Source organism: Limnohabitans sp. (assembly GCF_038134685.1).
Taxonomy (GTDB): Bacteria; Pseudomonadota; Gammaproteobacteria; order Burkholderiales; family Burkholderiaceae_C; genus Limnohabitans_A.
Genome location: NZ_JAYPVP010000039.1, coordinates 1 through 11,395 on the forward strand (window position 1 = coordinate 1; position 11,395 = coordinate 11,395).

At 59.3% G+C, this 11,395-nt stretch carries 12 protein-coding genes; 9 read left to right on the forward strand and 3 right to left on the reverse strand.

Going from position 1 to position 11,395, the window contains the following annotated elements:
- The 5 genes from AAFM15_RS11340 to AAFM15_RS11360 all read left to right on the forward strand — a co-directional run.
- Nucleotides 1-277 (forward strand): c-type cytochrome (locus tag AAFM15_RS11340; RefSeq protein WP_341686823.1); only part of this gene is annotated, 277 nt, incomplete at its 5' end.
- A 161-nt stretch (nt 278-438) separates the two neighbouring features.
- On the forward strand, nt 439-2,556 hold the full coding sequence (locus tag AAFM15_RS11345; protein ID WP_341686824.1) for a cytochrome c biogenesis protein ResB: 2,118 nt from the start codon (nt 439-441) through the stop codon (nt 2,554-2,556).
- Complete coding sequence (gene ccsB / locus AAFM15_RS11350; protein WP_341686825.1) at nt 2,553-3,863, forward strand: c-type cytochrome biogenesis protein CcsB; 1,311 nt, start codon at nt 2,553-2,555, stop codon at nt 3,861-3,863. The genes AAFM15_RS11345 and ccsB overlap by 4 nt, the downstream gene beginning before the upstream one ends.
- 10 nt (nt 3,864-3,873) lie before the next feature.
- Nucleotides 3,874-4,821 (forward strand): protein-methionine-sulfoxide reductase catalytic subunit MsrP, encoded by a 948-nt coding sequence (msrP, locus tag AAFM15_RS11355; RefSeq protein WP_341686826.1) that lies wholly within the window; start codon nt 3,874-3,876, stop codon nt 4,819-4,821.
- A 1-nt stretch (nt 4,822) separates the two neighbouring features.
- Nucleotides 4,823-5,422 (forward strand): protein-methionine-sulfoxide reductase heme-binding subunit MsrQ, encoded by a 600-nt coding sequence (locus tag AAFM15_RS11360; RefSeq protein WP_341686827.1) that lies wholly within the window; start codon nt 4,823-4,825, stop codon nt 5,420-5,422.
- On the opposite strand, the gene lysA is transcribed toward AAFM15_RS11360, so the two are convergent.
- A complete protein-coding gene (gene lysA, locus AAFM15_RS11365) occupies nt 5,409-6,704 on the reverse strand; it encodes a diaminopimelate decarboxylase (RefSeq protein ID WP_341686828.1) in 1,296 nt (431 codons plus the stop codon). The genes AAFM15_RS11360 and lysA overlap by 14 nt on opposite strands.
- A gap of 5 nt (nt 6,705-6,709) precedes the next feature.
- Entirely contained in the window at nt 6,710-6,904 is a 195-nt protein-coding gene (locus tag AAFM15_RS11370) for a lipoprotein (RefSeq protein WP_341686829.1), read from the reverse strand.
- 12 nt (nt 6,905-6,916) lie between these two features.
- Between AAFM15_RS11370 and cyaY the strand changes: the two genes are divergently transcribed.
- On the forward strand, nt 6,917-7,246 hold the full coding sequence (gene cyaY, locus AAFM15_RS11375; RefSeq protein ID WP_341686830.1) for an iron donor protein CyaY: 330 nt from the start codon (nt 6,917-6,919) through the stop codon (nt 7,244-7,246).
- On the opposite strand, the gene AAFM15_RS11380 is transcribed toward cyaY, so the two are convergent.
- The gene (locus tag AAFM15_RS11380) at nt 7,236-9,575 is read right to left on the reverse strand and encodes a penicillin-binding protein 1A (RefSeq protein WP_341686831.1); all 2,340 of its coding nucleotides are present in this window, start codon (nt 9,573-9,575) and stop codon (nt 7,236-7,238) included. The two genes, cyaY and AAFM15_RS11380, sit on opposite strands and share 11 nt — an antisense overlap.
- 185 nt (nt 9,576-9,760) lie before the next feature.
- Between AAFM15_RS11380 and AAFM15_RS11385 the strand changes: the two genes are divergently transcribed.
- The 3 genes from AAFM15_RS11385 to AAFM15_RS11395 all read left to right on the forward strand — a co-directional run.
- Nucleotides 9,761-10,468: a hypothetical protein gene (locus AAFM15_RS11385; RefSeq protein ID WP_341686832.1), complete on the forward strand. Its 708-nt coding sequence runs from the start codon at nt 9,761-9,763 to the stop codon at nt 10,466-10,468.
- Between the two features lie 2 nt (nt 10,469-10,470).
- Nucleotides 10,471-11,022, forward strand: coding sequence for a hypothetical protein (locus AAFM15_RS11390; protein WP_341686833.1), 552 nt, complete (start codon nt 10,471-10,473; stop codon nt 11,020-11,022).
- A partial coding sequence (locus AAFM15_RS11395; protein ID WP_341686834.1) for a hypothetical protein occupies nt 10,995-11,395 on the forward strand: 401 nt, incomplete at its 3' end. The genes AAFM15_RS11390 and AAFM15_RS11395, both read left to right, overlap by 28 nt.

Here is an 11,395-nt window from a genome sequence, read left to right on the forward strand (position 1 = left end):
GGACAAGGACACGGTCTTGTTGGGCGAGCGTATCTATCGCGGCGGCATCCCCGACCGCCAGATTGCGGCTTGCGCCGGCTGCCACAGCCCCAACGGTGCCGGTATTCCCGCCCAGTACCCGCGTCTGTCGGGTCAACATGCCGATTACACGGCCGCCCAGCTGGTGGCTTTCCGCGATGGTGCGCGCAAGAACAGCGCGCAAATGACGGGTGTGGCGGCCAAAATGAACGATCGCGAGATCAAGGCGGTGTCTGACTACATTGCCGGTCTGCGTTGAGAGCGGCAAGATGCCCTCATGCCCCCGGGGGTTTGAGGGATTTCAGGCAGGCTTCATCTGTCTGAGAGACAATCCGGTTCGTCACCGGCATTTTCGGGCTCCAGGTGGGGCCCTTCTAGGGCGGGTCTGATCAGACCCGTTTTTCTTTTTGTGCATGATGTATGAGCAGCTCCTCAACACCCACCCATGAATCCCCAGCCCGGGCGGGCCGATTGCAGGCAGCAGTGGAGTTGCTGGCTTCCATGCGCTTTGCAATTGCGCTGCTGACCATCATTTGCATCGCTTCGGTCATTGGTACCGTGGTCAAGCAGCACGAGCCCTATCCCAATTACGTCAATCAGTTCGGCCCTTTCTGGGCGCAGGTCTTTGACAGCCTCAAGCTGTACTCGGTGTACAGCGCCTGGTGGTTTCTGTTGATTCTGGCGTTTCTGGTCATCAGCACCAGCTTGTGCATTGCGCGCAACACCCCCAAGATCCTGAGCGACCTCAAGCAATACAAGGAAAACATCCGGGAGCAGTCCTTGCAGGCCTTTCACCACAAGGCGCAGGGTCAATGGGCGGAGGCACCTGCCCAGGCTGCACAGCGCTTGGGGCAATTGCTGGCCACAGGGGGCTGGAAGGTTCGTTTGCAGTCGCGTCAGACCTCGCAAGGCGAAGGCTGGATGATTGCTGCCAAGGCAGGTGCGGCCAACAAGCTGGGCTACATCGCTGCGCACGCGGCCATTGTGCTCATTTGTATCGGCGGCTTGCTCGATGGCGATTTGTTCGTGCGCGCGCAAACGTGGATGGGGGGCAAATCGGTTTATTCCGGGGGCGGATTGATCTCGCAGGTGCCCGAGCAGCACCGTTTGTCCGAGCGCAACCCGGCTTTTCGCGGCAACCTGATGGTGGCTGAAGGTACGGCTTCCAGCACAGCCATCCTGTCTCAATCCGATGGCGTGCTCTTGCAGGAGTTGCCGTTTGCGGTCGAGCTCAAGAAGTTCATTGTGGAGTACTACTCCACCGGCATGCCCAAGTTGTTTGCCAGCGATATCGTCATTTACGACAAGGCCACCGGCGAGAAAAAAGAAGCACGTGTCGAGGTCAACCACCCTGCCAGTTTCAAAGGCATCGAAATTTACCAGTCCAGCTTTGACGACGGTGGCTCCGAGGTAACTTTGGGCGCGGTGCCCATGGCGCAGGCCTCCAGGCCGTTTGAGGTCAAGGGCACGATTGGCTCATCGACCGAGTTGACCAATGGCAAAGACAAGTTGACGCTGGAATTCACCGGGCTGCGCGTGATCAACGTTGAGAACATGGCGGCTGACAAATCAGCGACTGACGTACGTGCTGTCGATCTGCGCTCGTCGATTGAAGCGCGCTTGGGCTCAGGTGACAAAACTGTCACCCAAAAACATTTGCGCAATGTCGGCCCGAGCGTGAGCTACAAGCTGCGCGATGCAGCCGGTCAGGCTCGCGAGTACAACAACTACATGTTGCCGGTGGATACGGGCGATGGTGTGCGGGTGTTTTTGTTGGGCATGCGCGAAACACCTTCCCAACCGTTCCGTTACCTGCGCCTGCCTGTCGACGAAAACGACAGCATGGAAGGTTTTTTGCGCTTGCGTGATGCTCTGGGCAACCCTGCCATTCGCTCCCTGGCGATTGAGCGTTATGCCGCCAAAGCTGTAGACCCCAAACGACCGGAGTTGCGCGGCCAGTTGGCCCAGTCTGCACAGCGGGCTTTGGGGCTGTACGTCGGGCAAGAAGAGGTGGCAGGTCAAAAAGTCTGGGGCTTGCAGGCTTTGGCTGATTTCCTGGACACCAACGTACCCGAAGCTGAACGCGGCCGTGCAGGTGAGATGTTTGTGCGGATCCTCAACGGTGTGCTCTACGAGCTCGATGCCGTTGCCCGAGAGCGCGCGGGTGTCAAGCCTTTGCCTGAAAGTGTTGTGCAGTCGTTCATGACGCAGTCGGTCATGTCGCTCAGCGATGCCCCTCTGTACCCCGCGCCAATGGCATTGATGCTCAAGGATTTCAAACAAGTCCAGGCCAGCGTGTTCCAGGTGGCCAGAGCCCCCGGGAAACTGGTGGTTTATCTGGGTTGCGCTTTGCTGATTCTGGGCGTTTTTGCGATGCTCTATGTCCGTGAGCGACGCCTGTGGATCTGGTTGACACCCGACGGACAAGGGTTGCAGGCGCGCATGGCCCTGTCGGTCAACCGCCGCACTCTGGATGTCGACAAGGAATTCGAACAACTTCAATCGCGTTTGCTCAAGCAGGAGGAGCCTTCCGCATGACCACCATGACCCTCAACCCAGGTTACTGGAGCCGTCGCAGCCTTGGCGATTGGGCGTTTGCTCTCATCACGCTCGCGGGCATGCTGTTTGCATTTTTCCGTTATCAGCACGCCATGGATGTGTACGAGCAGGGCATCCTGCTCGCCAGCGGCCCGGCGGCCGTGGCGCTGGGCTGGTTCTGGAGGCCCCTGCGCCATTTGATGGTGGCGGTGGCTGCCCTGTCGCTGGCGGCCATTGCGGCTTACAACGGGCAGCTGGCGCGGGCTGAAGAGGTCTTCTGGCTCAAGTATTTCCTGTCAAGCCAGTCTGCCATTTTGTGGATGTGCATGCTGTTTTTCATCAGCACGGTGTTTTACTGGACAGGCATGTTGATCCGCGGACAAGGTGAGACCATGGAGCGCTTGGGCTCGCTCATCGCCTGGGTGGCCGTGGGTGCCGCCCTGGTGGGTACCATGGTGCGCTGGTATGAAAGCCATCAGATGGGGCCGGACATCGGTCACATTCCGGTGAGTAATTTGTATGAAGTGTTCGTCATGTTCTGCTGGATGACCACGCTTTTTTATCTGTACTACGAACGTGAGTACCGCACCCGCGCTTTGGGTGCCTTTGTGATGCTTGTGGTCAGCGCAGCGGTTGGTTTTCTGCTCTGGTACACACTGGTGCGTGAGGCGCATGCGATTCAGCCGCTGGTGCCCGCTCTCAAAAGCTGGTGGATGAAGCTGCATGTACCGGCCAACTTCATTGGTTACGGTACGTTTGCGTTGGCGGCCATGGTGGCATTTGCCTACTTGATCAAGGTTCAGGCCCAGGAGACACGTTGGTATAAATTGGCTCCATTGTGGTTGCTGGGTATCGTGCTGTGCTTTGAGCCGGTGGTGTTTCGCAAGTCAGGCATTGAGAGCATCAGCAGTTACTGGATGGTGTACTTCGGCCTGGCTGCACTCATCATCGCCGGCATTCTGAAAATGCGTGCTCGTATTGCCGAGCGCCTTCCCGCGCTGGAAGTGCTCGATGATGTGATGTACAAATCCATTGCAGTGGGCTTTGCTTTCTTCACCATCGCAACGGTGCTGGGCGCCTTGTGGGCCGCCGAAGCCTGGGGTGGTTACTGGAGCTGGGACCCGAAGGAAACCTGGGCCCTGATCGTCTGGCTCAACTACGCAGCCTGGCTGCACATGCGTCTCATGAAGGGGCTTCGCGGCACAGTGGCGGCCTGGTGGTCGCTTTGCGGCTTGGTGGTGACGACCTTTGCCTTCCTGGGCGTGAACATGTTCCTCAGCGGCTTGCACAGCTACGGCACTTTGTAAGGAGTACACCATGCACCCCCTGCCCAGCGAGATCACACCCGCCGGGGTGTATGCGCAGCGACGTTTGTATTTGCAGTCGGGCCTGGCGCTGGCTGCAGGCAGCGCTTTGGGTGTCGCAGGTGCGACCACTCCTGACGGCACTTTGCCCATCCTCAAGGGACAGCCTTCTGCACTGCCAGGGGTCAACACGATGGAGCGTCCGACTACTTTGGCGGACGCCACCTCGTACAACAATTTCTACGAATTCAGTACCGACAAGGCTGAGCCCGCCAAGCGTGCGCATGTGCTGGTGGGGCGGCCTTGGACCGTGCGTGTGGATGGCTTGGTCAACAAGCCCATGGACATTGGGCTCGAAGACTTGCTGCGCCTGTCGCCCATGGAGGAGCGCATCTACCGTCTGCGCTGTGTGGAAGGCTGGTCCATGGTCATTCCCTGGGTGGGCTACAGCTTGTCCAAATTGATCGACAAGGTGCAGCCCCAGGGCAGCGCGAAGTTTCTGGAGTTCACCACGCTGGCTGACCCTGCGATCATGCCGGGTGTACGCTCCCGTGTGCTGGACTGGCCTTATGTCGAAGGCCTGCGCATGGACGAGGCTCGCCACCCGCTGACCCTGCTGGCCATGGGCATGTACGGGCAGGTGCTGCCTGGACAGAATGGAGCGCCTGTCCGCTTGGTGGTGCCCTGGAAGTACGGCTTTAAAAGTGCCAAAAGCCTGGTGCGTATCCGTTTTGTGGAACAGCAGCCGGTCAGCGCCTGGGGACGTGCAGCACCCGGCGAGTATGGTTTCTATTCCAACGTCAATCCTCAAGTGAACCACCCACGCTGGAGTCAGGCCACCGAGCGTCGTATTGGGGAGGGCGGGCTTTTTGCGCCTCGTCGTCAAACGCAGATGTTCAACGGTTATGCCGAACAAGTGGCTCACCTGTATGCGGGCATGGACCTGAAAAAGTTTTTCTGAAATGCGCGCATTTCTGCGATCACGCAGCGCTTGGTGGTTGATCCTGGTCTTGGGATTGCTGCCCCTGACTGGGCTGGTCTGGGGTGTCGTTGCTGACCAGCTTGGGGTCAATCCTGCTGAAACCCTGATTCGTTCTACCGGGGACTGGGCCCTGCGTCTGTTGTGCTTGACCTTGGCTGTGACGCCTTTGCGTGTGATGCTCGGTTGGCCAGAATTGCTGCGGTTTCGGCGGCTGATGGGCTTGCTGACCTTTACCTATGCTTGCCTGCATTTGCTGTGCTATGCAGGGTTTGACATGGGCTTTGTGTGGGCAGACATCGTGCATGACATTCCCAAACGCCCCTTTGTGCTGGTCGGTTCTTTGGCTTTTGTTGTGCTGTGCGCCTTGGCGGCGACCTCATGGAATGGGGCCATCCACCGCATGGGCGCGCGAAACTGGCAGGCGCTGCATCGCAGTATTTACGCCATTGCTGTGCTCGCCATCCTGCACTTCTGGTGGATGCGCGCGAGCAAACACAACTTTGCTGAGGTATGGGTGTACGGCCTGATCCTGGCCGTTTTATTGTTCTGGCGTGTGATCAATCGCATCAAGCGCCAATAAGCTGTTCCAAAGCAAATGTGTCAAACGCCGATTCGCGTTGACGAATCAGGTGTGCCTTGCCACCGTCGACCAGCACCTCGGCTGCGCGACCACGGGTGTTGTAGTTGCTGGCCATGCTCATGCAATAAGCCCCGGCGGACAACACCGCCAGCACATCACCAGCTTGCACCACCAATTGGCGATCACGCCCCAGCCAGTCGCCGCTTTCACACACCGGGCCGACCACGTCATACATGACTGCCTCACCTGCGCGAGGCGAAACCGGCACGATCTGGTGAAAGGCTTCGTACATGGCTGGACGCGGCAGGTCGTTCATGGCCGCATCCACAATGCAGAAATTCTTTTGTTCACCGGGTTTGGTGAACACCACCTCGGTCAGGCACACGCCGGCGTTACCCACCAGCGAGCGGCCAGGCTCGATCATGAGCTGGCGCTGGCCATAACCACGAGCGTCCAATTTGCCCAGCAGCTGAGCCCACAGCGCGTCAGCCGCGGGCGGGGTGTCGCCGTTGTAGTTGATGCCCAGACCGCCACCAAAGTCGATGTGGTGGATGTGGATGCCAGCTGCTTCAATCTCGGCCACCAGGTCCAGGATGCGGTCCATCGCGTCCAGGTAAGGGCTGGTTTCGGTGATTTGCGAGCCAATGTGGCAGTCGATACCCACCACCTTCAGGCCCGGCAGGCTGGCTGCGTGCTGGTAGACCTGCAGGGCGCGTTCGTGCGAGATGCCGAACTTGTTGCCCTTGAGGCCGGTAGAAATATAGGGATGGGTTTTGGCGTCCACATTGGGGTTGACGCGCAGACTCACCGGCGCTTGCAAGCCCAGGGCCGCAGCCACTTCGCTGAGCACGTCCAGCTCGGCTTCGCTTTCCACATTGAAGCAGCCAATGCCGGTTTTGAGGGCTTGCTGCATTTCGGCGCGGGTTTTTCCAACACCTGAAAAAATGATTTTTGCCGGGTCACCACCAGCGGCCAGAACGCGGGTGAGCTCGCCGCCGGACACGATGTCAAAACCGCACCCGGCTTGAGCAAAGACCTGCAACACCGCCAGGCTGGAGTTGGCCTTGGCGGCGTAGCAAATTTGTGCCTTGCGCCCGGCAAAGCCCCGCTGGTAGGCCGCCAGGGCCGAGAGCATGGCGGCCTTGGAGTAAACGAACAAGGGCGTGCCATGCTCGCGGGCCAGATCGACCAGGCAGACGCCTTCGACATGCAGGTGTTGACCTTGGGCGTGGTCGGCGTAGGCGACAAAGGGCGAGCCGGGAAGGGCAGCAGGAGCGTTCATGGTGGTCAGCGTGGGGTGTCAGCCGAATCCGGCTGGGCAGGCGAGTGCCAAGGGTTGAGGGTCTGGGGAAGCGTGGCCCGGTGGGCCGCCTCTGCGCCCGAAGGCAACACCAAGGGCCCTTTTTGGCCACAGCCGGTCAACAAGACCGCAATGGCAGCAAGGGTGGCCGGGATGCATAAAATCTTCAGGACTTTGAACATGCCCTGATTGTAATGACCGACCTTGAATTTCTGGACCAGGCCGAGCGCCTGCTAGCAGGTGTGGAAGCCAGCTGCGACCGCATCAACGACGAGAGCGATGCCGATATTGACAACCAGCGTGTCGGCGGCATGGTCACACTGACCTTTGCCAACCGCAGTCAGATCGTGATCAACCTGCAAAAACCTTTGCACGAGGTGTGGCTGGCTGCGCGTTGCGGCGGCTTTCACTACAAATTTGATGGCCAAAGCTGGCAGGACACCAAGGGCCAGGGCGAGTTCTGGCAAAGCCTGTCGCGCTATGCGAGCGAACAGGCGGGGCAGGGCTTGAGTTTCAGTTCCTGAACAAATCCAGGATCTTGCTGCGCTCGTCAGGCTTGGGCAACTTGGTGTTGGCGTTGTCGCCCAAGCCTAGCGATGTCACGCCCTGGTTGTTGGCATATTCATCAAAGAGCCAGTCACCGTTTTGAAACACCACGCCGCTGGCAGGCTGGATTTCTGCCACGGGCTCGCTTTTGAGTGCCGTGGCCATGAACTGGATCCAGACGGGTAGCGCCAAGCCGCCACCGGTTTCGTGTGAGCCCAGCTTGCGCGGATTGTCGTAGCCGATCCACACCACAGCAGCGAGCCGGGGTTGATAGCCTGCAAACCAGGCGTCCATGGCGTCGTTGGTGGTACCGGTCTTGCCGTAAAGGTCCGGGCGCTGAAGAGTGGCCTGTGCTCGCGCTGCGGTGCCGCTGCGGGCCACTTCCTGCAAAAGACTGCTCATGACAAAGGCGTTGCGGGCTGTGATGGCACGGTTTTCCTCGGTCAACTCCGTGACAGCCGGGGCCTCAAACAAGGTGGCGCCTTTGGCGTCGGTCACTTTGCTGATCAGGTAAGGGTTGATGCGGTAACCCCCATTGGCAAAGGTCGAATAACCCACAGCCACTTGCATGGGGGTGACCGATCCGGCGCCCAAGGCCATCGTCAAGTAGGGGGGGTGCTTGTCTTCGTCAAAACCAAAGCGGGTGATCCATTGCTGCGCGTCGCGAGCCCCTACTGCTTGGAGCACGCGGATGGAGATCATGTTCTTGGACTTGGCCAGACCTTTACGCAGTGTCATGGGGCCATCGAAGGTGCCATCGTAGTTCTTCGGTTCCCAAGGTTGACCACCGGTCACGCCCGCATCAAAGAACAAAGGAGAGTCATTGACCAAGGTCGCGGGAGAGAATCCCTTTTCGAGTGCGGCCGAGTAAATGAAAGGCTTGAAGCTTGACCCGGGCTGGCGCCAGGCTTGTGTGACGTGGTTGAACTTGTTCTTGTTGAAGTCGAAGCCACCCACCAGTGAGCGCAGGGCACCCGTTTGTGGTGTGAGGGCGACAAAAGCACCTTCGACCTCGGGCAGTTGGGTGATTTCCCAGCTCTTGCCGGTGTTCAGAATCCGGATGATCGCGCCAGGCCGCAGCTTGATGTTGGGGGCAGCCTGATCAGACAGGCCGGATTCTGCGGGTTTGAGGCCCGCACCCGTGATGACAATCTGCTCGCTGTTTTGACGCACAACCACGACTTTGTTGCGGTTGGCCTGCAGCACCACGGCTGACATCACATCGCCGTTGTCAGGGTGGTCTTCAAGGGCATCGTCGATGGCGTTTTCGGCTTCCTTGGGGTCTTTGGGCAATTCGATGAATTTTTCGGGGCCACGGTAAATCTGGCGGCGCTCAAAATCCATGATTCCTTTGCGCAAGGCTTCATAGGCCGCTTGCTGGTCCTGCGCCAGGATGGTGGTGTGCACATTGAGTCCGGAGGTGTAGGTCTCTGCGCCATATTGGGCAAACATCATCTGGCGCACCATTTCGGCCACGTACTCGGCGTGGATGCGGTTCTTCTGCACACTGGCTTTGACCGTCATGGGCTCCTGGCGAGCTTGCTCCGCCTGGGCCTGAGTGATGAATCCGTTGTCGAGCATCCGTTCGATGATGTAGAGCTGTCGAACCCGCGCACGCTTGGGATTGACGAAGGGGTTGTAGGCGGAGGGCGCTTTGGGCAGGCCGGCGAGCATGGCTGCCTCGGCCACGGTGATGTCCTTGAGGGATTTGCCAAAATAAGTTTCAGCTGCAGACGCAAAACCGTAGGAGCGGTTGCCCAGATAAATCTGGTTCATGTAGATCTCCAGGATCTGGTCCTTGGAGAGTGCGTTTTCCAGCTTGTAGGTCAGCAGGACTTCAAAGATCTTGCGGGTATAGGTCTTTTCGGAGGAGAGATAAACGTTGCGGGCCACCTGCATGGTGATGGTGGATGCGCCTTGACTCTTGTTGTGGCCGATATTGGCCACGACGGCACGCAGCAGACCTAAATAGTCCACGCCTCCGTGCTGGTAGAAGCGTGCATCCTCGATCGAGAGGACCGCATCCTTCATCACCTTGGGAATCTCGTTGATGGGCGTGAGCTTGCGGCGCTCCTCACCGAATTCGCCCAGCAACTGACCTTCGGCACTGTAGATGCGCAGTGGCAATTTAGGGCGGTAGTCTGCCAGTTCAGTGACGTTGGGCAGCTGCGGATAGGCCACAGCCATGACCACCCCGACCAGCAGCGCGACAACCAGTGCGGCCGCCACACCTAGTCCCAGCAAGGCCAGCAGCAATTTGAGCCACCATGGACGGCCAGTTTGAGGGGTGACGGGGGAAGAGCTCATGAGGGTGGGGCGTGTGGCGCAAGCCACAAGCAGGGGCACAAAAGAAGCCCATTATAAAAAACGCATCCCAAGCTGTCTGCACAGGTTTTCTGGTGCACTAGGGGTTGCCAGGCTTGTGCACCGAATTCTTCAGTGCTAAAAACTGAAACGAATACAAGTGCAAAGCACGAATCAGGGAGCGATAGATGAGACAACTCGCGCGCAAGCTGTGGGGCTTGGCAAGGCCGCGGCCGGCACCTTTGGGATGTGCCTGGCAAGAGGGGGCCATGGTGGGGGTGCGACTTCAGGCGCTGGGCAAGCGCGAGGCTGCGGCTTACGGGGTCAAAACCTTGTCTGTCAGCGCACACGCGTGGGGAGGCGAGCAGCTTGCCCAAGGGCTGGTGACAGGACTGCCCTGGCAGCCGCTGCAGGCCGAGCTGAACGCCGGAAAAGTACAGGTGGCACTTGCTTGCCCTCAAGCCTGGGTGGCCTGTGGGGAGTACGCGGTCGAAGGAACTGGCAAGCTGCAGGCGGTGCTGGCCGACATTCAGGTGCTGGCGGCCCAAGCGGTGGGCGAAGATTACAGCCAGGTCTGCTTTGATGCGCAAGAGGGGGCGGCCGGCGCCTGGCGATGGTGGGCCACGTCAGGTCACTGGGTCAGACAGGTCCAGGTCGATCTGAAATCCTTGGGCTGGCGTTTGGATCGTGTCACGCCGCAGCAATGGGCGCAACAGCACGCCCTGTCGCGTCTGGAGGGAGGTGAGAGCAGCTTGCAGGCGCGTCCCCCGATGGATTGGCAGTTTTCCCGAGAGCCTCAACATGCGCCAGACAAAGTGCTTGAATGGCTGCAAACCTGGGGCGCTACCGCACAAGGTGTGCGCCTTGCAGCATGCGGCATGGCATTGGCGGGGTGACCATGAACCCTGCTATCAATCTGTTGCGCTATCCCGATGGCGAGCGACGCGAGTTGCGTCGATGGGCGTGGACGGCTTTGGGTGCAGGCGCATTGCTGGGCACCTTGGGCATGCAGCTCTTGACTTGGCAGGTCCAGGCGAGGCTGGAGCTTGATGCACTTGAACATCAGCGTGAGCAGGCCAGACGAGTTGCCATCTCCGAGCAGGCCCGTCTGGCCAAAATCCAGCAGGAGCTGCACGAGCGCAGGTTGCGCTGGCAAGAACAGGTCAGCCATTTGCTGGGGCAGCAGGCACAGGCTGTGCCTGTCTGGCAGCTGTTGGCGCAATCGGGGGTGCAGCAGGGCATGTCTTTCGGACGTTTGCAATGGTCGGGGGATCGGTGGACATTGCAAGGCCAGGCGCCGGACATGTCCGCCGTGGTCCGCATGCGCGATGAATTGTTGGTCCGCCAAGGCTTGCGAAGCGAATTGAAAACATGGGCGACTGTGGTGAATGCAGGCAGCGGTGCCTTTCAACTGGAGTGGACATGGCCATCCGCAGGCGCAAAGCCTTGACGCTTTTGTGGGGAACCTTGGCAGGCGTGCTTCTTTCGATGGCGCTGATGGTGACTTTGCACCTGGACAGTTGGGCTCGCTGGTTTGACGGATTGGGCAAGACTTTGAGCCCACAGCCACAGACGCTTGCTGTGGCATTGCCCGGGCAAAAGACACCTCCAGCATCGCAAGCGCTGGCACTGTGGACGCGTCTGCCTGCCCATAGCCAGGTCGATCTGGTCATGTTGGGGCTGACTCAGGCGCTGGAAAGACTGGGTATGCAAGTGCAGTCCATGCAGGTGATGAGCGAGTTGGCCAAGCCCGCCAAAGACAAGGTGCAAACCGATGGACCTCAGGTGATTTTGTCGATCAGGTTGCTGGCCACCTATGCGCA

Coding starts and splice junctions, on each gene's coding strand:
- AAFM15_RS11345 (WP_341686824.1), top strand. CDS start 439: ATGAGCAGCTCCTCAACACCCACCCATGAATCCCCAGCCCGGGCGGGC.
- ccsB (WP_341686825.1), top strand. CDS start 2,553: ATGACCACCATGACCCTCAACCCAGGTTACTGGAGCCGTCGCAGCCTT.
- msrP (WP_341686826.1), top strand. CDS start 3,874: ATGCACCCCCTGCCCAGCGAGATCACACCCGCCGGGGTGTATGCGCAG.
- AAFM15_RS11360 (WP_341686827.1), top strand. CDS start 4,823: ATGCGCGCATTTCTGCGATCACGCAGCGCTTGGTGGTTGATCCTGGTC.
- lysA (WP_341686828.1), bottom strand. CDS start 6,704: ATGAACGCTCCTGCTGCCCTTCCCGGCTCGCCCTTTGTCGCCTACGCC.
- AAFM15_RS11370 (WP_341686829.1), bottom strand. CDS start 6,904: ATGTTCAAAGTCCTGAAGATTTTATGCATCCCGGCCACCCTTGCTGCC.
- cyaY (WP_341686830.1), top strand. CDS start 6,917: ATGACCGACCTTGAATTTCTGGACCAGGCCGAGCGCCTGCTAGCAGGT.
- AAFM15_RS11380 (WP_341686831.1), bottom strand. CDS start 9,575: ATGAGCTCTTCCCCCGTCACCCCTCAAACTGGCCGTCCATGGTGGCTC.
- AAFM15_RS11385 (WP_341686832.1), top strand. CDS start 9,761: ATGAGACAACTCGCGCGCAAGCTGTGGGGCTTGGCAAGGCCGCGGCCG.
- AAFM15_RS11390 (WP_341686833.1), top strand. CDS start 10,471: ATGAACCCTGCTATCAATCTGTTGCGCTATCCCGATGGCGAGCGACGC.